Origin of the sequence: Streptococcus sp. F0442 (genome assembly GCF_000314795.2) — a bacterium.
Classification (GTDB): domain Bacteria; phylum Bacillota; class Bacilli; order Lactobacillales; family Streptococcaceae; genus Streptococcus.
Window position 1 is genome coordinate 1,248,879 of the sequence record NZ_KB373314.1, and the last position, 26,538, is coordinate 1,275,416.

The window sequence follows — 26,538 nt, forward strand, 5'->3', positions numbered from 1 at the left end:
GGACACTATTTGGTCTTTAAAAGCCATTTCCGTTCCTTATCCAAAAACTATTCAGTTCTTTTTCTCAACTATTTGGTCATCACTCCATCAAAAAAGTCAGAAGGACTTGCCTTCTGACTTTCTTTATTTAGATGAATGAACGAAAGAAATAAGAATTAATCCTCTTTTTTCTTGCGAGCAAGACCCAATCCAAGCAATCCAACCATCGCACCTGCAAGAACAGCTGCAGCTGAGCTTTCTGTACCTGTATTTGGAAGCGCAGGTGTTTGTCGTTGCGCAGGTTCTACAGGCTGTTCCGGAACTTCAGGAGTTGGTTTTGTTGGAACCTCTGGAGTTGGAGGAACGATTGGTGTTGGTGGGTTGTATGGAGTTGGTGGAGTTGGAGGAACTAGTGTTGGTGGGGTTGGAATGTCTGTTTCCGTTACCACTTTATTCTTATGCCATTTCACTTCAGCTTCCGGTTTCACCGGTTTCGTATTTGGAACGACTTCAGGAGTCGGCGGGGTTGGTTGGGTTGGTGGAGTTGGAGCCTTTGGTTCCTTCACATCGACCGTAATGACAGTGTAGGTTGGTTGGGTTGGTGCTGTAGGAGCTGTTGGCGGAGTTGGTTCCGTCGGAATTGCTGGTAGTTTTTCAATTGTAATCGTTGGTGGAGTTGGAGCCTTTGGTTCTTCAGGAGCCGTTGGCTCTTTCGGTTCTTTACCTGGCTCTTTCGGAAGACCTACATTTGAGTTGATGGCAAACCAGTAAACCGTTGGTTGACCAGCCGCATTGGCCCCATTAGCTGTAAAGACTAAGTGACCATCAGACATCTTCAAGCCTGCTCCACCGTAATAGAGATATTTAGAAGATGGATTATCCCAACCTTCAAGAGTTGAAGATGTTTCCCCGTTAAAGACGGAACCATGTTCAATATATTGGTTATCCTTGAAAGAAGTTACTTCCTTAGTAGCCGCATCATAAGAAACACTTGAGTTTGGAATTGGAATAAATTTATTGTTTCCAACATTTACAGACTCTTGGTGGTCTACTGTTTCGAATTTCTTCTTAGGTGTGAACGTAATTTGACCAGTCGTTGCATCTACTTTGTATGATCCGAGAACGTCATCCTTACCTTCAAAGGTAAATTCTTCCGTTCCAATGGAATGAACACTTCCTGAACCTGAAGCATTCACAGTTAAGGCATCTGTTACTTCTTCCTTCTCAGGAGTTGTACCTGGTGCCCATTTACCGGCTTCAACTTCTACATAACCATAGGTCTGTTTCACAATTTTAAGAGGATTGTCCGCTGAAATGGAAACAGTGGCATCACCAAAGTTTGCTCTTCCTGTTTTAACCTTCACTTCATTGTTTTCAATGCTCATTGACGAACCATCTGCATAGGGATCCCATGTGCCACGAACAGTGTTACCATCTTTATCTTTGGCTTCTACTGTAAGGGCACGAGGTTTATCTCCACTATCTACATAGGAAGCACCTGTCCAGTGGTTGAGGGAGTTCAAAGCGACAATGGCATTGCGTTTCGTCAAATCAAATTTTTTGCCATCACCATCATAAAATTCAACATCGACAGCAACCTTAACAGGTTTATCTTGGTCTGTTGAAGCACCCACTGTCATAGTTACTGTTGGATCCGCACTAACTGCAGCAATCCCTTTGCCATCATTTGATGGAAGACTCAAAATCTCATAGCGGTAAATCACACGTTTGATTGGATGCATATCCGTATCTTCACGCATGCTAGACTGATTCAAGTTATCATAGGTCACAACAAATTTGTCGCCTTCCTTCACTTGAATGTATTCAGTCTCATTATTCGCCCAAGGACTGGTTGCTACAATATCTGCAGCTTCCAATTTATTGGAAGCATATTGTTGCACATTGCTGGTATTTAAACGAGCTTGGGCATCACGAGTAAGATACGTGCTGATCCCATCAATGGTATGCGTTGCTCCACCTTCACGTTGGAAGGTCAAATCTTGGACAGTTGACACATTTTTAAGGTCAGCATACGCATTGTCTGTCATATATTTGTCGTATGCTTGTTTCGCGTCCGTATATTGTTTTTTAGCAATTTCGTATTCAGCTAATTCCTTTTGATAAGCAATATAGTCATTTTCATACTGTGCTTTTTTAACATTGTATGTGTTAAGATCAGCGTCGTATTTTTTCTTGGCAGCATCTTCTTCTGCTTTCTTAGCAACTAACTTACCATAAGCTTCTTTATCTTTATCGTATTGAGCTTTCTTAGCTTGATATTCTTGTAAATCTTTGTCATATTGCGCTTTAGCTGTATTGTAAACAGCCATTTCCGCATCATACTTAGCTTTAGCTTCTGCATTCGCTTGATCTGCTGCTGCTTTTTCTGCTACTTTGGCATCGTAGGCTGCTTTTGTAGTATTGTACTCTTCTAAAGATTTATCATAAGCTGCCTTTTCCTGATTGTACTTTGCTGTTTTCTTTTGGTAATTTGCTTCCGCATCCGCATTTCTCTTTTCAATCAATGTGATTTCTTGAGATTTTGCTTCATACTCCGCTTTTGCCTTTTTGTAGTTATCAACTACTGTGTTGATTTCAGCTGTTTGAGCTTTATTATCTGCTTCTGCTGCTGCGATAGATGGTTGGACTTTTTCAGCTTCTTCTGTAACGGTCACACCTTCTGTAGCCGCATCAGCTTTTGCTTTTTCAAGTTCTGGTGATTCTACATAAGTCGTCGTAACTGTTTTATTTCCTTCTGTCACAGTTGTAGATGTCAACTTAGAACTTGTTGAAACAGCTGCATCGCTTGTTGCTGTATCCGTAGTAGTCGCTTCAGTTGCAGGCGCTGTTGCTTCATCTGCTTTCACTTCTGCTCCGTAGGTATTAACAGTAGCCAATCCAGCGATGGCCAATGAAACAACACCGACTGATAACTTACGAATTGAAAATTTTTCCTGCTTCGAAACATGTTCACGATAGCTTTTCATTTTCAAAACTCTCCTTTTTTGTTTAAAAAAATCTCACTGTAGAGGCAAAAATATGCTACTTTCAGTTAACTCCATTGTATCACAATCAACCATTTCTATATATTTGTTAATTTAATTTTTTATTTTACTTTAAATATATAACAACTTGAAATCCCAAACTTTCGAGCTCTTTTTCATTGTATGCTTATAAATGTATGCAAACACCTATGAAAAACTCTCTATTTTCAAGGATTTTTACATTCTATTTTCATTCACAAAATTTCACCAACTCTTCTTTCAAGGGGAAGTAATTTTTTATACCAATAAATTATATTTGAGGTTTGAAATAAAAAATTATGTAATTTTTTCCCTTATCCGGCTACGAAATTCAAAAAAACAATACTTTTTTAGGAAGCGATTCAAGTAGGCCCCCTTTTGCTCTAGCCTCTTTTAAACTATACAGAGGCCAGTATTTCTTATATTTTGTCTACCATTCAACCAACAGTTCCACCTCTACCATTTTTTAATGGATTATTCTCTCTCTGATTAACTTATATCCAAATAAAGATCTCCTACAAGAGAGATCTGCTATATCTAGGAAGATTCAGCCACTTCGCTCTTTAGAAACAAGTTCTAAACTCCCTTTATCTTTTACACTTTCTTTCTAAGTTCTCAATTAAAAAAACCAAGGTCTCAAGGACCTTGGTCTAAGATATAGCGATTAGTTCAAGTGCCAGATATCTTCGTTGTACTGAGCGATGGTACGGTCAGATGAGAAGAATCCTGCTTTAGCAATGTTGACGATGACTTTATCCAACCATGCATCACGGTTTTCGTAATCAGCCAACATTTGCTCTTTCACTTTGATGTAGTCTTCCAAGTCAAGAAGAGTCATGAACCAGTCTTTGTTGATCAATTCATTGTAAAGACGTTCCAAGCGTTCTTTCTTACCAACTGCAAGAACAGCGTCGCTCACAATAAAGTCAACCAATGGTTTGATCGCTTCACGAGCGTAGAATTCGCTTGATTTGTATGCAGATTTTTCGTAAAGATCGATAACAGTCTCTGAATCTTCACCAAAGATGTAAATGTTTTCGTCTCCAACCAACTCAGCGATTTCCACGTTAGCTCCGTCCATAGTACCAAGAGTCAAAGCTCCGTTCAACATGAATTTCATGTTACCAGTACCTGAAGCTTCTTTTGAAGCCAATGAAATTTGTTCTGAGATATCACATGCTGGGATCAAGAAGCTTGCTGCAGTAACGTTGTAGTTTTCAACCATTACGACTTGCAAGTGTGGAGCTACTGCTGGGTCGTTTGCAATCACTTCTGACAAGCAAAGGATCAAGTGGATGATGTCTTGAGCGATTGTGTAGGCAGGAGCTGCTTTACCACCAAAGAATACTGTGATTGGACGAGCAGGGATATTTCCAGCTTTGATGTCCAAGTATTTGTGGATCACATACAAAGCGTTCATTTGTTGACGTTTGTATTCGTGGAGACGTTTGATTTGGGTATCAAAGATAGAGTTAGGATTGATTTCCACACCTTGATGGTCTTTCAAGAAACGAGCCAATTTCCGTTTGTTGTGAGACTTGATGTTTTCCAATTTTGCTTTGACTGCATCTTTATCTTCATAAGAAAGAAGGTCTTCCAATTTAGATGCGTCATGGTGCCAGTCACGTCCGAGGATATCATCCAAGTAGTGTGACAAGGTTGGGTTGGCATGCATGAGCCAACGACGGAATGTGATACCGTTTGTTTTGTTGTTGAATTTTTCAGGGTAAATGTCGTAGAAGGCTTTCAACTCAGAATTCTTCAAGATTTCTGTGTGAAGTGCTGCTACCCCGTTTACGCTAAATCCATAGTGGATATCCATGTGCGCCATGTGTACGCGATCATTCTCATCGATGATTTGAACAGCTGGATCTTTGTATTCAGCGCGAACACGGCGGTCCAATTCTTCAATGATTGGAACCAAGTGAGGAACCACTTCTTGCAAAAATTCAAGTGGCCATTTTTCAAGGGCTTCTGCAAGGATTGTGTGGTTAGTGTAAGCCGTCATGCTACGAACGATAGAGATGGCTTCATCCATTCCAATACCACGTTCTGTCAAAAGACGGATCAATTCAGGGATGACCATTGATGGGTGAGTATCGTTGATTTGGACAACAGCATAGTCAGCAAGGTCATGCAAGTTGCTTCCTTTTTCGATGGCTTCGTCGATGATCAATTGTGCACCGTTTGATACCATGAAGTATTGTTGGAAGATACGGAGCAATTCCCCTTGACGGTTACTATCATCTGGGTACAAGAAGAGGGTCAAGTTGCGAGCGATATCTGTCTTGTCAAAGTTAATACCATCTTCAATAATAGATGAATCAACTGAATCCAAGTCGAACAAACGCAAACGGTTCTTGGTTTCAATCTTGTAACCAGGGACATCGATATCATAAAGGGTAGAAGTCAATGTGAAGTGTGCAAATGGCACTTGGTAGCTACGGCTTGAACGAACGAGCCAGCTTTGGTCAGTCAACCATGCATTTGGAATCGTTTCTTGTTGGTTGTTTTTAAGGACTTGTTGGAACAAACCAAAGTGGTAGTTCAAACCAACCCCATCCCCTGTCAAACCAAGGCTTGAGATAGAGTCGATAAAGCAGGCTGCCAAACGTCCCAAACCACCGTTACCAAGTGATGGTTCCAATTCCACTTCTTCGACTTCGATCAAGTCTTTACCAGCATCTGACAATTCTTTTTTAACATCGTCGTAAAGACCCAAGTTGATCAAGTTGTTAGACAAGAGTTTACCGATCAAGAACTCAGCTGAGATGTAGTAAACTTTTTTCTTACCAGTATTTAATTTCTTTTGAGCGCTTGCTTGCTTCGTGTAATTTAGCAAGGCAATGTACAATTCTTCATTTGAACATTCAGCAATTGTTTTTTGATGATGATCAATCACATATTTTTGTAATGATTCCATGTTGGGAGTCTCCTTTGTTTCAACAATTTTAATAGGGGGGAAAGATTATTTTTTTGCTTTCTTAACTTCTTTTTTCAAGTCTTTGTTTTCACGACGATAGATCGTAGTGAAATCAAGCAATTCTTGCTCGACAGCTGGAGTCAATTGATCCGCTGTCATTCGCCATGACCAGTTACCACCGAGAGTAGATGGGAAGTTCATCCGAGCTGAGCCATCTAACTCAAGCAAGTCTTGCATCGTAGCAATCGCCATGAAGCTGACGGAAGCAAAGACGGTGCGAAGCATAGCATGCGGTACAGATTCGTACTCTTTCCGGTTGGTATAACGAGCAAGATACTCACGAGTTGGATCGTCGATTTCATTGCGGTACCATCCAAGAACTGTGTTGTTATCATGTGTTCCAGTGTACATCACAGAGTTGTTTGGTGCCAAGTGAGGGCTATCGATACTTTCATCGTCAGGATTGAAGGCGAATTGAAGAATCTTCATTCCTGGGAAACCAGTACGTTCGCGAAGCTCAATAACTTCATCCGTCATAAAGCCAAGGTCCTCAGCGATGATGTTCAAATCACCGAGCTCTTCCTTCACGGCTGCAAAGAGTTTGTAGCCAGGACCTTTGACCCATTTACCTGGTGCTGCAGTTTCAGAACCAGCAGGGATTTCCCAGTATGATTCGAAACCACGGAAGTGGTCGATCCGAACGATGTCATAGATCTTGAAGCTTTCACGCAAGCGTTCAATCCACCATTGGTAGCCATCTTTGTCCATTGCTTCCCAGTCATAGATTGGGTTCCCCCAAAGTTGACCAGTTGCTGAGAACTCATCTGGCGGGCATCCTGCAATGCAAGTTGCTTTTCCGTTTTCATCTGTTTTGAAGAGATGAGGATTAGCCCACATGTCACTTGAATCTTCCGCTACATAGATTGGCATATCTCCCACAATTTCAATGTGGTGGTCGTTGGCATAAGCTTTCAAGGCCAACCATTGTTGGAAGAAGAAGAATTGAGTTACACGATGGTAAGTCAATTGATCAGCCAATTCTTCACGGTATTTAGCCAAAGCTTTTGGCTCACGCGCACGAATAGCTGCATCTGGCCACTCTGTCCAAGCTTTCAAATCAAAGTGTTCTTTAATAGCCATGTATTCTGCGAAGAGCTCCAACCAAGAAGCATTGGCTTCGCAAAAGGCTTGGAATTCTTTTTGATCACCTGATTTCAAGAAGTTCGCAACGGCTTTTTCTAAAAGGGGACGACGTTGTTCGAAGATCTTCGCATAGTCTACTTCTATTGGATCTTGACCAAAATCAACACCTTCAACATCAGATGCATCCAAGAGCCCTTGCTCGATAAAGAGATCGAAGTCAATAAAGTGGGTGTTACCTGCAAAAGCTGAGAAAGATTGATATGGAGAATCTCCATAACTGGTTGTTCCGAGAGGCAAAATTTGCCAATACCGTTGCTTGGTCCGAACCAGGAAATCCACAAAATCGTAGGCCGCTTGACCAAACGAACCGATTCCATACTTCCCAGGCAAGGATGAAATGTGCATCAAGACACCACTTTGGCGTTTTTTCATTGAGGGTACCACCTTTAGTTTAATATTTTTTGTTTCAAAGAAAAATAGACGAACCTTCTACACTGTTTCTGATCCAACTCCGACTCTCAGAAAGAATAGAAGAAGCCCAGCCATCAGACATAGAACTGAATTTAACCTATTTATAAATGACTCTAGGTCATCTTTATGCAACGTCCAAGGAAAACGTTTGCGTTACGTGTCCATTATAAAGTATTCCTGCAGTTTATGCAAGAGGTTTCCTAAACTTTTATGATTTTTTCTGCAGATTCACTCCATGCCTAGTTTAACCCTTTCTTATTCTCTTGTCAACTATTTGTGTGTATATAATAGAAGATAAAAAAATTTTAAAATTTTTTGCACAAAGAGCTTGCAAACGTTTTCGCCCTGTGATATACTATTCGTGTTAAGGAAAACGTTTGTCTAAAACGTTTTCAACTAATAATCTTATTTTTATTCTTTAGGAGGAATAAATCATGAAACGCACAATTCTTCGAAGCGCTGCTGTACTTGGTACAGTTGGATTCGCATCACTTCTTTTGGTAGCTTGTGGAGGCAAAAAAGAAGATTCTTCTGCTGCTAGTGAAAACTTGACTGTCTATGTCGACGGTGGATACGAAAAGTACATGAAAGAAGCTGCGAAAGCTTTTGAAAAAGAAAGTGGAACAAAAGTAACTATCAAGACAGGTGACGCTCTTGGTGGATTGGACAAATTGTCTCTTGACAACCAATCTGGTAAAGCGCCAGACGTTATGATGGCACCATACGACCGCGTAGGTGGACTTGGTAACGACGGTCAATTGGCTGAAGTGACATTGAACAAAGACAGCAAGACTGACAAAACAACTGAATCACTTGTAACAAACGGTGGTAAAGTATACGGTGCACCAGCTGTTATCGAAACATTGGTTCTTTACTACAACAAAGACCTCTTGCAAGAAGCTCCAAAAACATTTGGTGAACTTGAAGAATTGGCAAAAGACAGCAAGTATGACTTCGCTGATGAAGCTGGTAAAAACACTGCCTTCCTTGCTGACTGGACAAACTTCTACTATGCATATGGACTCCTTTCAGGTAACGGTGGCTATGTCTTCGGTAAAGATGGTACAGATCCAAAAGACGTTGGTTTGAACAACCAAGGTGCAATTGACGGTATCGAATACGCAAAAACTTGGTACGCTAAATGGCCTAAAGGATTGCAAGACACTAAAAGTGCTGCAAACTTTATCCAAACTCAATTCCAATCAGGTAAGACAGCCGCCATCATCGATGGTCCATGGAAAGCTGCTTCATTGAAAGAAGCAAAAGTAAACTACGGTGTAGCAACAATCCCTACTCTTCCAAACGGAAAAGCTTACTCTGCCTTCGGTGGTGGTAAAGCTTGGGTTATCCCTGCAGGTGCTAACCACCCTGAAGCAGCTCAAAAATTCGTTGACTTCTTGACTTCAACTGATCAACAAAAGGCCTTATACGATAAGACTAACGAAGTGCCAGCTAACACAGAAGCTCGTGAATACGCTGTTGGTAAAAACGATGAGTTGACTGCTGCCGTTGTTAAACAGTTTGAAAATGCACAACCAATGCCAAACATCTCTGAAATGAGTACTGTTTGGGACCCAGCTGCAACTATGCTCTTCGACGCTGTAAGTGGTAAGAAATCTGCTAAAGATGCTGCTGACGATGCTGTTAAATTGATCAAAGAAACTATCGAACAAAAATTCGGTGGCAAGTAATACAGTTCCCAAGGGGCTGGGAGTGTTTCCCAGCCTTTCGCTGTGATGTGGCCTCTGGTCGCTCACTTATAAGGAGTCGATATGGAAACACAACAAAATCCAAAAAAGGCAATGTGGTTATCCCTCATTCCTGGTTTGGGACAAATCTATAACAAACAGAAAGCAAAAGGATACATCTTCCTCGGTGTAACACTTGTCTTTCTTGCATACTTTTTCGGTATTGGTTTGGAGGAATTGTCCAAACTCGTTACCCTCGGTACTGTCCGTGGAAAAGATAATTCTCTTTTTATCTTGATTCGTGGTGCCTTCCACTTAATTATCACCGTCGTTTATTTGATGTTCTACGCCTTGAATATCAAAGATGCGGGTACTGTAGCTAAGCGGATTAATAACGGTATTCGAGTGCCGAAGACCCTAAAGGAGATGGTGAATGCTATCTATGAAAATGGCTTCCCCTATCTCTTGATCATCCCTTCTTATATTGCCATGACCTTTGCAATCATCTTCCCTGTTTTGGTTACCTTGATGATTGCCTTTACCAACTACGACTTTAAGCATACAGCTCGCTTTACGCTCCTTGATTGGATCGGACTTCAAAACTTCACCAACATGTGGACTTTGAGTACCTTCCGTTCTGCCTTTACATCTGTATTGGGCTGGACCTTGATCTGGGCCTTGGCAGCTTCAACACTTCAAATCGTTCTTGGTATCCTGACGGCCATTATTTCCAACCAACCATTCATTAAAGGAAAACGCATCTTCGGTGTTATTTTCCTTCTTCCTTGGGCGGTTCCTGCCTTCATCACGATCTTGACCTTCTCAAACATGTTCAACGATAGTATCGGGGCCATCAATGCGCAAGTCCTTCCGCTCTTTGCGAAGATTTTCCCATTCTTGGATGGGGTTCTCATTCCTTGGAAAACAGATCCTACTTGGACAAAAATTGCTTTGATTATGATGCAAGGTTGGCTCGGCTTCCCTTACATTTACGTCTTGACACTCGGAATCTTGCAATCTATTCCAAACGATCTTTACGAAGCAGCCTATATTGATGGGGCGAATGCTTGGCAAAAATTCCGCAACATTACTTTCCCAATGATTTTGGCGGTTGCGGCACCAACACTCATCAGCCAATACACCTTCAACTTTAACAACTTCTCCATTATCTACCTCTTTAACGATGGTGGACCTGGATCTGTTGGAGGAAATGCTGGTTCGACAGATATCTTGATTTCTTGGATCTATAAATTGACAACGAACTCATCACCTCAATACTCAATGGCTGCTGCGGTTACGTTGATTATCTCTCTGATTGTGATCTCGATCTCGATGATTGCCTTCAAGAAACTGCACGCATTTGATATGGAGGATGTGTAAAATGAAAAATTCAGTTCAATTTAAACGCCGCCTGAATCATTTCTTGACTTACCTCTACTTGGTTGTCCTTTCCATCATCATCATCTATCCCTTGTTGATCACGGTTCTTTCAGCCTTCAAAACTGGTAACGTCAGTGCCTTTACACTTGATTTCAGTGGCAGTCTCAGCTTTGATAACTTCCAAAAACTCTTTACGAATACCCTATATGGTACTTGGTATCTCAACACCTTGATTATCGCCATTATTACCATGGTTGCTCAAACATCCATCATTACCTTGGCAGGGTATGCTTACAGCCGCTACAACTTCTTGGCTCGTAAGCAAAGTTTGGTCTTCTTCTTGATTATCCAAATGGTCCCTACCATGGCTGCTTTGACTGCCTTCTTCGTTATGGCCTTGATGTTGAATGCCTTGAACCACAGTTGGTTCCTGATCTTCCTCTATGTCGGTGGGGGAATCCCAATGAACGCATGGTTGATGAAGGGTTACTTCGATACAGTCCCAATTTCACTTGATGAATCTGCAAAATTGGATGGTGCTGGACACTTCCGTCGCTTCTGGCAAATCGTCCTTCCATTGGTTCGCCCAATGATTGCGGTCCAAGCTCTTTGGGCCTTCATGGGACCTTTTGGAGACTACATCTTGTCTAAATTCTTGCTTCGCGATGAAATCAATTATACGGTAGCTGTTGGTCTTCAGACCTTTATCAGCGACCAAAAAAATCAAAAGATTGCCTTCTTTGCGGCAGGTGCGATTCTGATTGCAGTCCCAATCTGTGTGCTGTTCTTCTTCCTTCAAAAGAACTTTGTTTCAGGCTTGACCGCTGGTGGGGATAAAGGATAAAATAAACTTTTCTATAACCTTCCAGCAATGATGAAAAGAACGAAGTTTCCTCTCGTGCTTTTCTCCCAGTCACATAAATTTTATCTTTAAGGAAAGGATGGGAGTGGGACAAGGATAGCAAGTTGATTGATTTGCTACCGGTCTCTCTCCCATCTTTGGTTAAGGATAAAACCATGTTATGCTCTCCATAAAAGGGAAATCCATCCCGGAGATTAGAAAGGTCTCTTCATGCCCTATCCATTTAATTATTTTTCCAGCCTTTTTCAGGTAAGAAAAGCATTTGCGAACCGCAAACAACTCAACTGGTTCCAAATGATCTTTACCTCACTCTTTCTTCTATCCTTGACCCTGATTCCTGTTTCCGTTCAAAATGCGGAATTACAGACCTACCCCTTAACCACCTTTGTTAGCGATGTCTTTGATCCCTTAACAGAGGATGTTATGAAGGACTTGAAAGAAAATGTCCGTATTGAACAGCATGAACTAGTCTATAACAGTCATTTTGGAGTTCATAAGAACAAAGCTGGCCATGTTATCATTGGTCATCACGAAGGGACTCCATTAGGTGAAAAATTAACCCTCTATTTCGATAAGACCCAACTAGTGATCAGCAGAGAAAATAAAGAACTTGCAAGCATTCCTTATCAGGCAATCAATCAAAAGAGTCTTGAAAACAAAGATGCTTTAAGCCAAGGCATTTCCAAAGATTGGTTCCAAGCCAATCGATTGGCAGTTAGTCTCTTCCTCGTCCTCTTCTCAGGTTTCTTATCTGCTGTGAATTTTGCAATTTTAGTATTTGGAGCTTCCTTCTTCCTCTTCTTGACACGGAAGTCCCGTCTCTTCTCTCTCAAGACCTTCAAAGAATGCTTCAACTTCACTCTCAACTGTCTTGGATTGCCTATTCTTGCGAGCGTCCTGATCAGTTTAGTATTCCACCAAGTCTTTACGACAACCGTCTTGATCCAAAATATCCTATTTGTCTTGTTCCTCGCACTTGCTTTCTATAAGACTCATTTTCGGGATCCAGATTACAAACCTTAGGGAGGTCCTTTATGCGTGTCACCATCAAAGATGTAGCCAAACTTGCTGGCGTTGCACCATCTACCGTTACACGAGTGATTCAAAATAAATCTACCATCAGTGAAGCCACTAAAGAACGGGTTCGTTCTGCCATGAAAGAACTAGATTACCATCCAAACCTCAATGCTCGTAGCTTAGTGAGCCAGTCCAGTCAGGTGATTGCCCTTGTCTTGCCTGATGAGAGTGATGTGTTCTTCCAAAACCCCTTCTTCCCTACGGTCCTACGTGGGATTAGTCAGGTTGCTTCTGATTATGGCTATGCCATTCAGATTTGTACAGGGGCGAATGAAACCCACCGCCTCGATCAACTCAAACAAATGATTTATGGTAAGCGGGTAGATGGGCTCATCTTCCTCTATTCCAAATTGAATGATCCTCTGGTTGACTTCTGTATTCAAGATAAATTTCCTTTCTTGATTTTAGGGAAAGCAACTTCACCTTTTGTATCCTTAGTCGATAACGACAATGTTAAGGCAGCCTTTGACGCGACCGAATATTTTATCAATAAGGGATACCAACACATCGCCTTTGTTGGAGGAAATAAGGAATTGGCCGTTTCTCAAGACCGCTACAAGGGCTACCAAGAAGCTCTTGCTAGTCACCAGATACCTCTCCGTGAGGAATTAGTCAAGTTCTCCTTTGGTTTCTTGCTGGAAGAAAATTCTTACCAAATCATGGATACCCTGCCTTTTGAAGAACTTGAAGCACTCATGACAACGGATATTCTAGTTGCCGAAGGGGTTCGGAGATACCTGAGCGACAAACAAGTCGAACTTCCGATTATTTCCTTCGACTCCATTCAACCGCGGATCCCTATTGACGCCTATATTGATATCAATACGGTTGAATTGGGACGCGAATCTGTCAGAACCTTACTCCAAATTATTAAAGACAACAAGGAAAACAAAACTGTTTGCTACAGACAACTCATTGAACACTCGATTATTGAACTTTAGGAGAACCTATGACCACACACTTTGCAGCTTATTTAGATGACCAAGACTTGATTCGCATGGAAGGAGGAGAGAGCGTAACGGCCTTTCTTCCTTTTACATTGACGTCTGGTTCGAAAACGATTGAACTCTTGCCGACAGAGGAAGAAAAAACTCTTCGAAGCCCCCTTCCCATCGACATGAGTCAAAGCTATACTCTCTCCAACGCTAAAGGAGAAACCTGCCTCCTCCACTACCGCGACATTGTCCGCCAACCCATCTTTGATCAGCTATATGCTTATGATGGAGAGGATTTAGGAGCTCATTACTCAAAAGAAAAAACGACCTTTGCCTTCTGGGCTCCCATTTCTCAAGAGGTTGAGCTCTTGATTAACCAAACTGCCTACCCGATGGAGCGGACAGAAAAAGGAGTTTGGCGTCTAGAACTCGAGGGAGATTGGGAAAAAGCCTCTTACTACTACCAACATCAAGTCAACGGTGTAACCCATATCGTTCATGATCCTTATGCTCTTTCTTCTGAAGCCAATTCAGGAGCTAGCTATGTCATCGACCGACACAAGATTGAACGCCCCATTCAGAGAGCAACGACACAATTGGATCCGACTGAGTCCATTATTTATGAACTGAGTGTCCGTGATTTCTCTGTCCAAAAAGAGGCTGGCTTTAAACATCCTGGAAAATTTACAGCCCTGACAGAATCTCCTCAACTCAATGGTCAGACACTTGGATTTGATTACCTTCGCTATCTTGGCGTCACGCACGTGCAGCTACTTCCTGTCTATGATTTCGGAAGTGTCGATGAAGAGGATCAATGGAAAGCCTACAACTGGGGCTATGATCCTGTCCAATACAATGTGCCTGAAGGAAGTTACGCAAGTGATCCCAACGATCCTTATGCACGAATCCTGGAGCTTCAAGATACCATCGCTACCTATCACCAAGCCAACCTCAGTGTCATCATGGATGTCGTCTACAACCACGTTTACAAGGCAGATGAATTTGCTTTTGAGCGGATTGTCCCAGGCTATTTCTATCGCTATGACCAAGACCGCCAACGAACCAATGGGACCTTCTGTGGCAATGATGTAGCTAGTGAACGAGCTATGGTTCGTCGTTATATCAAACAGTCCCTCAGACAATGGGTAGAGCTATACGGCTTTGATGGTTTCCGCTTTGACCTGATGGGGATTTTGGATATTCAAACCATGACAGAGATTGCAGAGGAACTCCGAAGCCTCTATCCCAACATCTACCTCTATGGAGAAGGTTGGAAGATGGATACAGGGCTCTCTGAAGACCAGCTCGCTCACCAGTACAAAGCAAAAGCATTACCAGACTTTGGCTTTTTCAGTGATAATTTCCGGGATACGGTCAAGAGAACACTCCTAGCCGGTCACCGTCGTGACAGTCAGCATCCAGCCAATGATTTCGCTAACATTCTAACGGCAAATGTCGGAAAGGTGGGGCCTGCTCATTTCATCCAACCCCAACAAGCCATTCAATACGTCGAATGTCATGATAACGCAACTGTTTTTGATTATTTCCAAATTGAAAAGGACCAGATTCGTCTAGAGGAGAGAAAAGCTCTCTCACGATTAGCTCTTCATTTAGTGTTACTAGCGCAAGGAGTGCCGTTTATCCATGCTGGTCAAGAATTCTATCGCACAAAAGGGCTCGAAGACAACACCTATAACCTGCCAGATCATCTCAACCGATTGGACTGGACAGCCCTTTCAAACTGCCAAGAAGAAATTGCTTTTATTAAAGAATTGATTGCTTATCGAAAATCGCAGCCACTCCTTCGTTTGAGAAAAGGGCTAGAGATTCGAGACTTCTGTGATCTTAAATGGTTGTCTGATCATCATTTTATCTATACCATTGAAAAAGATCGCAAGAAAATAACAATTCTCGTCAATATCGGTGATCAAGAAATAACCTATCAACATGCGAGCGATAGTCAACTGCTTTTTGCCTATCCTCAAGCCAAGCTCCACACGCCTATTCCTAAAGGGAAAGAACTTTCTCTTTCTGCCCATAGTTGGATCTTACTCTACGAAGCCAGTTAAACAAAACAAGGCCACCACAACATGTGGGGGCCTTGTTTTTATTCTTCCGTTTCCAAAAAGTATCCAATAATATGAACATTTTCAGAAATGGTGATAAAAGCTTGAGGATCAGCTTTTTTCATGATGTATTTAAATTCATTAAACTCTGCACGCGTAATAACTGTCAGTAGAACCGCTTTTTCTTGATGGTTATAGGTTCCTTCTGCATTGTGGATGATCGTCGCTCCTCGATTCAATTTTTTATGAATCTTTTCAACAATAGCATCTGGATGGCTCGTCACGATCATGGCCTGCATGCGTTTTTGCTTGGTGAAAACAGCATCTGTTACGCGACTTGATACAAAGATGGTAATCATAGAGTATAGAGCATACTTCCAACCAAACGTCAGACCAGCAATCAACATGATGGTCCCGTTTACAAAAAAGGAGATGCTCCCAACATTCTTTCCAGTGCGTTTTCGAATCGTCAAACTGACAATATCTGTTCCCCCACTGGAGATATTGCTCCGAAGGGCAAAACCAATTCCTGTCCCCATGACAACCCCACCAAATAGAGCATTCATAATCGGATCATTGGTCAAAGTGACCACCGGTACAAGCTGAATAAAGAGGGAACTCATCGAAACCGTAATAAAAGTAAAGATGGTAAATTTATGGCCAATTTGATACCATGCTACAATCATCAAGGGAATATTAATGGCATAAAAGGTTAATGAGACCGGTATCGTAAAACCAATAAAGCGTTGACTTAAGACAGATAAAATCTGAGCTAGTCCTGTAGCACCACTGGAGTAGACATGTCCTGGTTGGAAGAAAAAGTTGACAGCAATTGCCGATAGGAACCCATACAGCAAGGACGCCGATACTTTTTCATCGTATTTCTCCCGGGAGATACTCTTCATCACGCGCAATAATTTGATGTTATATGCTAATCTCCGCATATTATAACGAAAGATCTTGTAAAAGCGAGTTTTTTTCATTTTTAATCCATTGATTAGAAGAAAAGGAAAATCTTAGAGCAACTAATTTCAAGACTTTCCTTTTTTAATCTTGTCCTATTCTTGATCTGCTACTTCTACTTGAAGCTGTAACTCTTCTAATTGTTTTTCAGAAACGACAGATGGAGCTTGTGTCATTGGGTCTGTCGCTTTATTATTCTTAGGAAAGGCAATGACTTCCCGGATATTGTCCTCACCGGCAAGAAGCATAACCAAACGATCCAAGCCAAGCGCCAATCCTCCATGTGGTGGGAAGCCGTAATCCATGGCTTCCAACAAGAAACCAAATTGTTCATTTGCAGCTTCTGCTGTAAATCCAAGGGCCTTGAACATCCGTTCTTGTAAGTCTTTATGATTAATCCGAAGGCTTCCTCCACCTAATTCATAACCATTTAAAACGATATCATAGGCAATAGCACGAACTTTTGAAAGATCACCTTCCAATTCATGCTCCGTTTCAGCTTGCGGGAGTGTAAATGGATGGTGGGCAGACATATACCGGCCTTCTTCTTCAGACCATTCAAACATTGGCCAATCGACTACCCACAAGAAATTGTATTGATTGTTGTCAATCAAGTCAAGCTCTTTAGCCAGACGAACACGTAAAGCACCAAGCGTTGCATTGGCCACTTCAAGAGTATCTGCAACAAAGAGAACCAAATCTTTTTCCTGCAATTGTAAAGCATCTGTCAAGTCACTTGTCAAGTCTGTCAAGAACTTCGCAACAGGACCGTTCAAAGCACCCTCAGAATATTTCACCCAAGCAAGACCTTTTGCACCGTATTGCTTCGCAACTTCTGTCAACTTATCGATGTCTTTACGAGAATACTGATCCGCCGCACCTTTGACAACAATCGCCTTGACTGCAGGAGCTTCTGAGAAGACTTTGAAGTCTACACCCTTGACAAGATCTGTCAAGTCTTGTAGTAACATTTCAAAGCGTGTATCTGGTTTGTCTGAACCATACAAGGCCATAGCATCATCATACTTCATGCGTGGGAATGGGAGTGTTACTTCAATTCCCTTGGTTTCTTTCATGACACGTGCAATCAAGCCTTCTGTGATATCTTGAATTTCTTGATCACTCAAGAAAGAAGTTTCCAAGTCAACCTGTGTAAACTCAGGTTGACGGTCTCCCCGTAAATCTTCATCACGGAAGCACTTCACGATTTGATAATAACGATCAAAACCGGCATTCATCAACAATTGTTTTGTAATCTGAGGACTTTGTGGAAGGGCATAAAAATGCCCCTTGTTGACACGAGAAGGAACCAAGTAGTCACGTGCTCCTTCCGGAGTTGATTTAGAAAGAAACGGTGTTTCAACATCAATAAACTCTAATTCATCTAAATAATTACGGATCGAATGGGTCACTTTCGCACGGAGTTTGAGATTTTCCAACATCTCAGGACGACGAAGATCTAAGTAACGGTAACGAAGACGAGTGTCATCATTGGCTTCAATTCCATCCTTGATTTCAAACGGAGTTGTTTTGGCAGTATTAAGAACTGTAATAGCTTCCACCTTAAGTTCTACTGCACCTGTTGGCAAGTTTGGGTTGGCTTGTTCACGAGCTTCCACAAGACCTGTTACTTCTAGTACATATTCACTACGGATGCTTTCAGCTGTAGCCATCACTTCTGCACTAACTGTTTCTGGATTGATCACCAATTGCATGATTCCTTCGCGGTCGCGCAAATCGATAAAGATCAAACCACCTAAATCACGACGACGACTAACCCATCCTTTCAAAGTAATGTGAGTTCCAACGTGTTCTTCACGAACACGTCCAGCATACATTGAACGTTTCATTTCTCATTTATCTCCAAACTAATATTCTTCCTTCTATTTTACCATAAAGACCAGCAGAAAGCGGCCTTTAGCTCAACTTTTTCAGAAGCTGAGCAATTCAGTTTTTATGAAGGTCTTTTCTTTCTTTTTTAGGATCATCATAAAGAGTGGGTGCTAGCACCTTCATCAAAGTCGCCGTCCCAAATCGCAAGACAGCTGCTACTAACCCAAAAATAAAGGATAAGTAGCGGAAAAAGAAATCCCCTCTGATCATGTAAGTAATCAGACCCACAATCAGAAAAATGCTAATTCCCTGGACGATCGCGTAAAACCATATTTTTCTCACAGCTGTTCTCCTTTTTTCATTCTTTTCTGACTTATCCACTGTTTTCTATAAGTTATCCACAAAAATGTGGATAACTTCCTTCCGTTTTCCCCTCAAAATAGGAGTATACAACAGCATCAGGACTTGTTTTCATCATTTTACACCTAAGTTTCCCACAGCTTGTGGATAACTCTCTAGATTTCCTGTGACTTTCCGATCACTTTGCTCATAAATCAAGGAGCCAGGATTCGATCCTGCCTCCTTGTTCCGGCATTATTTAAATTGATCCGGTGTCCCTTTATACTGGGCCCAGTCTTTGCTAAAGAAGCGATCATTCAGATGATAAGTTGGCGCTTTTTCAGCCTTTGTGACAAAGGGATTAACCGCCTTATCAAAAGCTAGCCAACCATTCCATCCCATATGAATCGTATCTTCCATAAAGTAGGACTGATCCCCATCTTTAGAAAAGTCTGCAATATTGGTGAAACCTTGGCTTTCCAATTGGTAGCGAATCTTTTGAACGGCCTGTTCATACATTTCTTGGCTCAAACCTGTGTATTTCATCCATTTGGCATTGACTGGCGGAATGACAAAGATGACATTGGTCCGAGATTTAGCAAACTGGTCTAGAACCAATTGCAAGTCATTGTACTCCGGCGATTGGACATAGGATTCGTTCTTTTGGAAACCTTTTAGTTTCTTCAACTTCATTTTTAAACGGGTATTGTAAAAATGATTGCTGATGCCAAGGTCGTTGTTATTGGTTTTGACTTTTGCTTCAGCCGTTGCAATTTCCTCCAATTTCTCATATGAGAATTGGTCTGGCAAATCTTGTAGACGTTTTTTGACCTTCTTATCATAATTCCCGTTTGTACGAGTGGCAAGATTGCTAAATAAGGCATCTTCGCGCTGAACAAGATGGGAAACAAGCTGGTTCAAAGACTGATCAAATCCTGAAATTTGCTTTCCTTGAGAAATTTTGGTCACAACACTTTGAAAGGCGACATTTGGATACTGTTGCAGGAGGCGTTTCGCAGCATACTGGGATGCAGCATCCTGTTGGTAATTGGCAATAAAGCTATTCAACTGATCGCTATTAAAGAATTGTTGAAAGGCAGAGGAATCATAGCCCTTCTTGGTAAACCATTGCGGAGAAACCACATAAACAGCTGTATTGTCCTTGAGTTCTGGCAAAATCTGTTGCATTCCAAAATACTGGTTCAAAGAAGCCGCACCACGTTCTCCTAAAAAGTAGGGTCTGTAATTACGGTCATATTTTTCAGCCAAAACTGCTGGATGCACCACATCAAAACGCAACCACTCACTTGAGCCGAAATAAGGAACAAAGCGATGCCGTGGATCAGAAAGTGCTTCTTGTTTCTTTGTACGACTCTTGAAGCCTTCTGCATTGAGACTAACCGCAGCTTTTTTCTCTTCTGTATAGTCGTGTTTATGATTGATTGGATAAAAGAACAGTAAGGCTGCTACCATAAGGAGGGCGCAAAAGACAGGCCCCAAAATCAGCCATAAACGCTTAAGCATTCTGAAGCTCCGTTACACCTTCTACGATCTTGTTGGCAGTGTTCCAATCATCGCGTCCAAATTCAGATACAGGAACACGGATGCCAAAGCGATTTTCCAATTCCACAATCAATTCCACTGTTCCCATACTATCAAGGACACCCGCATCAAAGAGGTCTTCATCCATCATGTCTGAGACATCTTCCATAAACAATTCGTCAATAATTTCAATTACTTGTGATTTTACATCCATTTTTCTATTCTCCTTTTATTTCAATTTTGGAAACCATTGTTGATCCAAGAATCCTGAGAAAATCAGGAAGGACAGCATCACTGTGTTAAAGGAGATAAAGATCCCCAAAGCCTTGGTCCAACGATTATCCGGGATCGGATCCAATCCTTTTGCTTTTCTTTCTTTATTGATGGTCTTTTTCTTGCGAATCCAAGCATCATTGATGACCAGTCCAAGTCCATGGAAGAGACCATAAGCGATGTAGTACCAAGTCACTCCATGCCAGAAGCCCATGACCAACATATTGATAATGTAGGCAACATTTGAGGTGGTAATCCGGCTCTTGAAGACTTTATTGCGCATCAGTACCATTACGAGACGCATAAAGACGAAATCACGGAACCAGAAAGATAAACTCATATGCCAGCGATTCCAGAATTCCTTTAAATCACGTGATTTAAAAGGACGGTCAAAGTTGATAGGACTTTTAATCCCCATCAAATTGGAAGCCGCTAAAGCAAACATGGAATACCCTGCAAAGTCAAAGAAGAGATCCAAGCCATAAACATACATGACTCCCAGCGTTCCGATGTTGAAGAATCCACCTTGAGACAAGGCATAGGTCTGCACATGACCTAATAATAAGTGGCCAAAAATATGAGCTAGGATAAATTTATAAAGGAAGCCATACATGATGTACTTAACAGCTTGCTCCAACATATCCAATAATTCTTCGCGCTCAGGAATGGCTCTATAATCCTCATTAAAACGCTTGAAACGATCGATCGGCCCACTTGAGAAGGTGGGCATAAAGAGCATGAATCGCAAGAATTCCCAGAAAGTGAATTCTTTCAAAACACCATCACGCATTTCGATAATCATTCCGACAGCTCGAAAGGTTAAATAAGAAATACCTAAAAATCCAAACAAGGATTGGTGCCCATTTTTGATCGCTGGCTCTACCTTTACAAAGATCAGGGGCAAGACAGATAAGAAGGAATGAAGATAGAAAACCCACTTATTGTCCGCCTTCTGACGATAAAACTTGTAGGAATAGACAATCAAGATTTGCCAGACTACGTAAAAGAGTAAGGCATAAATTTGCTTGAGATTCGAACCAGTCAGCATCAAAATGATAAAGATCAGGCTCACAAGTCCTTCATATATTGGAAATCTCTTTTTGAAGAAGAGACCCACAAAGATCGGCAAAAAAGCTAGAATAAGGTAGATAAAATAGATCGGTGTTCCATAGTGTTCTAAATGAGGGAGCTGTTTCAAAAACTCGATCATCGGTTGTTAACCTCGCTAATCAACCCTTTGATGTCGATTTTCCCATTTGGAGTTAGCGGCAAGCTGTCACGGTAGAGGAATTTTGAGGGCATCATATAAGACATCATGATGTGTTCCAAATCTTCCTTGATCGCTTTGGTAATATCAATTTCGCGCTCAAATTGTTCCTTGACCCCATCTTTTAAGATGACATAGGCCAAGAGATTTTGGACCTTGTGATCTTTGTTGTAGCGCGGTACTGCAACAGCCGAGTCAATGTACTGAGATTTGTTCAAGTTTTGAGAAACATCTTCTAGCTCAATACGGTAACCGTTAAACTTGATCTGGAAGTCCATCCGTCCACCATAGAGAAGGAGACCTTCATCTGTCATGGTTCCGACATCTCCCGTATGGTAGGCTGGAAGACCTTCAAATTCGAAGAAGGCTTCTGCTGTTTTCTCTGGATTATTCATATAACCTTTTGAAACAGCTGGTCCAGACACGATGATTTCCCCTTGCTCTCCATTTGGCAATTTATTGCCTGCCTCATCAATGATGAAGGTTGGAGAATCTTCTTTGGTGTAACCAATTGGCAAGCGTTTAAGAGTCGCTAACATCTCATCTGTAATAGCGACTGCCGACAAAGCAACAGTTGCTTCCGTTGGCCCATAGGCATTGATGATGCGCGCATTCGGGAAACGCTCACGCAGTTTTTGAGCCGTTTTAACCGTTAACTCTTCCCCATCAAAGTAGAAATGGGTGATGCCTGGCATCTTTTCAGCATTGAAATCTTCAGACAGCATGGCCATATCTGCAAAAGATGGCGTCGAAGTCCAGATAGCAATCGGAAGTGAAAAGATGGTCGCAAAGAGTTGTTTAAAGTCTTGAGTGATGGCTGATGGAAGGGCAAAAAGTGTTCCTCCAAGAGCCAAGGTCGGTGCCCAATACATGACAGACAAGTCAAAGGAATAAGGTGGTTGCGCCAACATTTGCGGACGCTCTGGCGTTGCAAATTCCTTGTCCGTAATCATCCAGTTGGTGAAGCTGAGCAAGTTATCATGCGAAATTTGCACCCCTTTTGGTTTTCCAGTTGTTCCAGAGGTAAAGATGATGTAGTAGTTATCATCCCCTTTGACTGGATGTTGCAAATCATAGGCATTCTGAGCCGCATAAGCTTCACGCACTTGCTCCAAGGACATGATTGGAGCAGCTGGGTCTTCAATTGGGAACTCATTGATGGCGATAATTAAGCTTGGCTCAGCCACTTCAAGAATGGCAGACACGCGCTCCAAAGCAGAATGGCTATCAATTGGGATATAGGCATGGCCAGATTTGGTCAAGGCCACAAAGGTTGCCAACATTTCATATTCTTGGCCACCAAAGACCACAACAGGTGACTTTTCAGGAAGTCCCATTTGGTCAATGTGAGCTGCTAAGCTATCTGAGTCTGCCTTCAATTGGCCATAGGTATGCTCTTCTCCAAGGACATTGTAGACAGGATAGTCTGGCTGTAGTTGGGCGAAGCGCTCAATCGCCTCGATCATATCAGTAATTGGTTGGTTTGACACGGTAGGGATCTCCTTTAAAATTCATTGTAGATAAAGCCACCTTGACCTTGACCAAGGTAACTAAAGAAATAGAGTAGGGCTAAGAAAATAGCAAAATACAAGATTGTTTGCCCTATAAATTTATAAAGTGTTTTATGTTTCATCTTTTTCACTCTTCATTTTGATTGTCAATGTCTATTTTACCATTTTTTATACCAAGTAAGCAATTTTAAACATAGTGAGAATGTCATAGAAAACGTTATCATTTCGAATCATTAAAGCCTTCTAACCAAAGCAATTTTCTTCTTTACATTTTCTGATGGGAATTCTTTTTATTTTATGTTGCTCTGACGAATTAACTCCAAGCACTTGTCTAAATCTACATCTCTTTCAAAATGGTCAGGACTCCAGGGAACCTCTATATCCGGCTCCACACCTTGATCCGTCATTCCTTTGCCTTGATCCACGCTTAGACAGCGAGAAGTGGGAAACATCAATCGATAATCACCATAATCAACGGTACAACAATTGGAATAGTCTAAAATCCCGAGAGTTGGTCTACCTACCACTGTTACCTTCTTAAACTGCTTCATCATCTGGACAAAATTATCCCCAGATGACGCACAATAGATATCTGATAAGATAAAGATCCGCTCGGGATAGTGGCCTCCTCTAACCTCTGGGAAGAATTCCTCGCATTCTTGCTGATACGGTACATAGCCTTTCCCCCGATGGCGGAGCAATTCCTCTTTCATCTCTTCAAGCAGTTTAATGGTTTCAGGACTAATTTCTTCCTGTTGCATCCAGTCCTCAAAGTCTTTCAAGCGTAAATCGACATTGCGTTCCGTGTAGAGAATTTCCATGCCATCATCGTCCCAGTCAAGCGAATCATAGCCCTGATCCTTCTCTAAGCCTAGATGTAATAGAGGAAGGTATAAAGAATCTGTCCCTCCGCCGTTCTGTCGGACATCAATGAGAAGGAACTTGACCTCCGTCATCATCGGTAAGCACTCTTGGTATACCCGACCAATAGCTCCTTCATCCATAAAGTTATCCAGACGAAGGTAAAGGATCTCATCGTCTAATCGTTTCCAAAAGATCTGATCTTGGATCGGCTCTCGACTGGGCACTACTTCAATGGTCTTTTCTACCCCTTCTCGAAGCAGGGTGACCCTTGTGGACTGAGAGACCAAATCCGCCCATTCTCGGTAGTGTCTTTCAGGGGTCTTACTGATAAAATAGTCCTTATGAAGAGACGCTACCTGCTCCAAGCCACTTCCATCCAAAGCTAAGATCTGATCTCCTACTTGAAGTCCCGTATCTTCATTTGCCCCTTCTACAAAGAGACCGTCGTCTGTCGAGCGCAACAAAAAACCATTGTTGGGGGCCTTTTTCTTTCCAAAGGAAACATGCCCGATCACCCCAAAACTAGCTAGGTAGGACCTGACTTGATAAAGAAAGGCATCATCTGTCATATCATCTATAATTTTTTCTCGAAAAGGCTCTGGATCGCATCCTCTTTGGTCTTTGATGGTAGATGAATCGTGAGTCATAATGGAGACGACATCTTCAAAAATAGCAGTCTTTTTCATAAAGGATTCCTTCATTTTTTTAGAAACAGTATACCACTTTTCCTTAAAAAGTTCTTAAAAGCCTAAAAAGCTATCCTAAAGGAGGATAGCGTCTATAAGTTCTTTCTTTTCTTAGCCTTCTTGGTCAAGGATACATCGCAATGATAAATTTCTTCTGTTAGGAGAGTCGTCATTGCAAAATCGTCAACTTCTGGTCTCAGATCCACTTCATAATCCAAGGTAAGCTGTTCCCCATTTTGGCTTGTATTAACCGAAATTAAGTCGACTTCTGTACAATTGCGTTCCAGTAAACGGCTGATCCTATCCGCAATCCTAGACTGATTTTCTAGCTCAATCGTCAGGTGACGGCGCCGTTGGTGGTCGGTCTTACTTTGCTTGGTTTCGAGCAAGAGCCAGATAGCTAACAGAAAGGCCGTAAACAAACTGCCAATAAGAGGTAGCCCGATCCCGCCGCCAAACCAATGATCATGGCTAGGAAAATCGCAATCAATTCTCTCGATCCACTGGTAGCGGAACGAAATCGAATCAAGCTAAAGGTTCCCGCTACTGCAATCGAGGTCCCCAGACTCCCGTTCACTAGGAAAATCACCAGGGTCATCATGCAGGGAAGCAAGGTGAGACTGACGATAAATTCACGCGTATAGAGGGTACGGTATTTGTAGGTCCAAGACAGGGCCATCCCTAGCACCAGGCTGACCAGTAAGGCCAGCATCAGGCGCACCGGATCTACGGTTGCCGTAGCATTGTTAAAAATAGAATCAAATAGATTAGACATAGGCAGCACCTGTCCTTTCCTGAATTGGCGTTGGTGCATAATCTAAACCTTGTGACTTATGGTAGGCACAACTGTATTTCGAAAATTTCTGTTTGACCAGTCCGTACTATCCAGAATATCCTTCAACCACTGAGGTTCTTCACCTGGGGCCTTGATTTCCATAATGATGGTATTTTCTTCTAATAAAGGCTCCCCAGCTTTCCCACGAAGGAGACTTACCTGCTGATCACGATAGACTAGGTTTTGATCCAGGGTGACCCGAATCTTATTGTAAGGATAGCCTTGGATGCTCTTCTTTTCTTTTAAGGACAAACGATCATAATAGATGTACATCTGAGGCTGTAGTCGGTGATCATAGCGCTGACGCAGAGCTTGGATTTCTTGCACCAAGTCCAAATCCTGAATGGTCTGATCCACTAGTCCATCCGTCATGAGGCGGGTAATAGAGGAGGGGTTAGAGACCAAACGGAACTTGTGACCAATACCTTCTGCATCCTTTGATTTTACTTCTAGAAAGGCCGGACTATCCACTGTTGGATGCTCTATATAGGTCCGCATCCGAATCTTTTCACGACGGTTCTGTTTAGCAAGGGCATCTTGGATCACATCGAAGTCTTCGGTATCAAAATAGACATTCGAAATCGTGGAGATGGGATAATCATCTTCAACCACATATTTCTTCAAATCTTTCAATAAGTCATCCAAGTCTTCTTTATTCACTACATATTTGGTTTCAATCCGCTTGAAACTTGTCTCTACCGTTTTTTTCATGTTTTTCTCCTTTTCTTCTATAAAAAGTTGGTCATTTTCTTTATCGTTTTTGTTGCAAAGCCACGAGTCGCTTTACTGGTTCCTTAGTTTAGTGGCCTTTTCTTAAGCTTTCATTAAGCTAAACTTAAAGAAAACTAAAGTTAAGGTTCCTTTCAGAAAAACTTTAG

18 protein-coding genes and 2 pseudogenes are annotated in these 26,538 nt (G+C 41.8%); 6 read left to right on the forward strand and 14 right to left on the reverse strand.

What is annotated here, in order from left to right:
- Positions 1 to 155: 155 nt before the first annotated feature.
- From HMPREF9186_RS05870 to malQ, 3 genes are all read right to left on the reverse strand, one after another.
- Positions 156 to 2,966, reverse strand: coding sequence for a YSIRK signal domain/LPXTG anchor domain surface protein (locus tag HMPREF9186_RS05870; protein ID WP_009731881.1), 2,811 nt, complete (start codon positions 2,964 to 2,966; stop codon positions 156 to 158).
- A 700-nt stretch (positions 2,967 to 3,666) separates the two neighbouring features.
- Positions 3,667 to 5,925, reverse strand: a complete 2,259-nt coding sequence (gene glgP / locus HMPREF9186_RS05875; protein WP_009731882.1) for a glycogen/starch/alpha-glucan family phosphorylase — start codon at positions 5,923 to 5,925, stop codon at positions 3,667 to 3,669.
- A gap of 45 nt (positions 5,926 to 5,970) precedes the next feature.
- A complete protein-coding gene (gene malQ / locus HMPREF9186_RS05880) occupies positions 5,971 to 7,512 on the reverse strand; it encodes a 4-alpha-glucanotransferase (protein WP_332251622.1) in 1,542 nt (513 codons plus the stop codon).
- A gap of 461 nt (positions 7,513 to 7,973) precedes the next feature.
- Between malQ and HMPREF9186_RS05885 the strand changes: the two genes are divergently transcribed.
- The 6 genes from HMPREF9186_RS05885 (at position 7,974) to pulA (ending at position 15,550) form a co-directional block, all read left to right on the forward strand.
- Positions 7,974 to 9,230, forward strand: coding sequence for an extracellular solute-binding protein (locus HMPREF9186_RS05885; RefSeq protein WP_009731884.1), 1,257 nt, complete (start codon positions 7,974 to 7,976; stop codon positions 9,228 to 9,230).
- 81 nt (positions 9,231 to 9,311) lie between these two features.
- Positions 9,312 to 10,607, forward strand: coding sequence for a sugar ABC transporter permease (locus HMPREF9186_RS05890; protein WP_009731885.1), 1,296 nt, complete (start codon positions 9,312 to 9,314; stop codon positions 10,605 to 10,607).
- 1 nt (position 10,608) lies between these two features.
- On the forward strand, positions 10,609 to 11,451 hold the full coding sequence (locus HMPREF9186_RS05895) for a sugar ABC transporter permease (protein WP_009731886.1): 843 nt from the start codon (positions 10,609 to 10,611) through the stop codon (positions 11,449 to 11,451).
- A gap of 228 nt (positions 11,452 to 11,679) precedes the next feature.
- On the forward strand, positions 11,680 to 12,492 hold the full coding sequence (locus HMPREF9186_RS05900; RefSeq protein WP_009731887.1) for a DUF1189 family protein: 813 nt from the start codon (positions 11,680 to 11,682) through the stop codon (positions 12,490 to 12,492).
- A gap of 11 nt (positions 12,493 to 12,503) precedes the next feature.
- Positions 12,504 to 13,487, forward strand: a complete 984-nt coding sequence (locus HMPREF9186_RS05905) for a LacI family DNA-binding transcriptional regulator (protein WP_009731888.1) — start codon at positions 12,504 to 12,506, stop codon at positions 13,485 to 13,487.
- An 8-nt stretch (positions 13,488 to 13,495) separates the two neighbouring features.
- Entirely contained in the window at positions 13,496 to 15,550 is a 2,055-nt protein-coding gene (gene pulA / locus HMPREF9186_RS05910) for a type I pullulanase (protein ID WP_009731889.1), read from the forward strand.
- 38 nt (positions 15,551 to 15,588) lie between these two features.
- Here pulA and HMPREF9186_RS05915 read toward each other — a convergent pair whose 3' ends face one another.
- The 11 genes and pseudogenes from HMPREF9186_RS05915 to HMPREF9186_RS05965 all read right to left on the reverse strand — a co-directional run bounded on the left by HMPREF9186_RS05915 (position 15,589) and on the right by HMPREF9186_RS05965 (position 26,371).
- A complete protein-coding gene (locus HMPREF9186_RS05915) occupies positions 15,589 to 16,530 on the reverse strand; it encodes a YitT family protein (RefSeq protein WP_009731890.1) in 942 nt (313 codons plus the stop codon).
- Positions 16,531 to 16,605: 75 nt separating this feature from the next.
- Complete coding sequence (gene aspS / locus HMPREF9186_RS05920; RefSeq protein WP_009731891.1) at positions 16,606 to 18,360, reverse strand: aspartate--tRNA ligase; 1,755 nt, start codon at positions 18,358 to 18,360, stop codon at positions 16,606 to 16,608.
- A gap of 97 nt (positions 18,361 to 18,457) precedes the next feature.
- Positions 18,458 to 18,685 carry a hypothetical protein gene (locus tag HMPREF9186_RS05925; protein ID WP_009731892.1) on the reverse strand — a complete coding sequence of 76 codons (228 nt, stop codon included), beginning with the start codon at positions 18,683 to 18,685 and terminating at the stop codon, positions 18,458 to 18,460.
- Between the two features lie 252 nt (positions 18,686 to 18,937).
- Positions 18,938 to 20,206 carry a D-alanyl-lipoteichoic acid biosynthesis protein DltD gene (dltD, locus tag HMPREF9186_RS05930; protein WP_009731893.1) on the reverse strand — a complete coding sequence of 423 codons (1,269 nt, stop codon included), beginning with the start codon at positions 20,204 to 20,206 and terminating at the stop codon, positions 18,938 to 18,940.
- A complete protein-coding gene (dltC, locus tag HMPREF9186_RS05935; RefSeq protein ID WP_003002265.1) occupies positions 20,199 to 20,438 on the reverse strand; it encodes a D-alanine--poly(phosphoribitol) ligase subunit DltC in 240 nt (79 codons plus the stop codon). Before dltC ends, dltD begins: the two co-directional genes overlap by 8 nt.
- Before the next feature lie 15 nt (positions 20,439 to 20,453).
- Entirely contained in the window at positions 20,454 to 21,707 is a 1,254-nt protein-coding gene (gene dltB, locus HMPREF9186_RS05940; RefSeq protein WP_009731894.1) for a D-alanyl-lipoteichoic acid biosynthesis protein DltB, read from the reverse strand.
- The gene (gene dltA / locus HMPREF9186_RS05945; protein WP_009731895.1) at positions 21,704 to 23,254 is read right to left on the reverse strand and encodes a D-alanine--poly(phosphoribitol) ligase subunit DltA; all 1,551 of its coding nucleotides are present in this window, start codon (positions 23,252 to 23,254) and stop codon (positions 21,704 to 21,706) included. Before dltA ends, dltB begins: the two co-directional genes overlap by 4 nt.
- A 14-nt stretch (positions 23,255 to 23,268) precedes the next feature.
- Entirely contained in the window at positions 23,269 to 23,397 is a 129-nt protein-coding gene (locus tag HMPREF9186_RS05950) for a teichoic acid D-Ala incorporation-associated protein DltX (RefSeq protein WP_006595368.1), read from the reverse strand.
- 168 nt (positions 23,398 to 23,565) lie between these two features.
- Positions 23,566 to 24,825 (reverse strand): S41 family peptidase, encoded by a 1,260-nt coding sequence (locus HMPREF9186_RS05955; RefSeq protein ID WP_009731896.1) that lies wholly within the window; start codon positions 24,823 to 24,825, stop codon positions 23,566 to 23,568.
- Positions 24,826 to 24,917: 92 nt separating this feature from the next.
- Positions 24,918 to 25,600: pseudogene (locus HMPREF9186_RS05960) on the reverse strand (DUF4956 domain-containing protein).
- Positions 25,593 to 26,371, reverse strand: a pseudogene (locus HMPREF9186_RS05965) (polyphosphate polymerase domain-containing protein). Before HMPREF9186_RS05965 ends, HMPREF9186_RS05960 begins: the two co-directional pseudogenes overlap by 8 nt.
- Between the last annotated feature and the right edge of the window lie 167 nt (positions 26,372 to 26,538).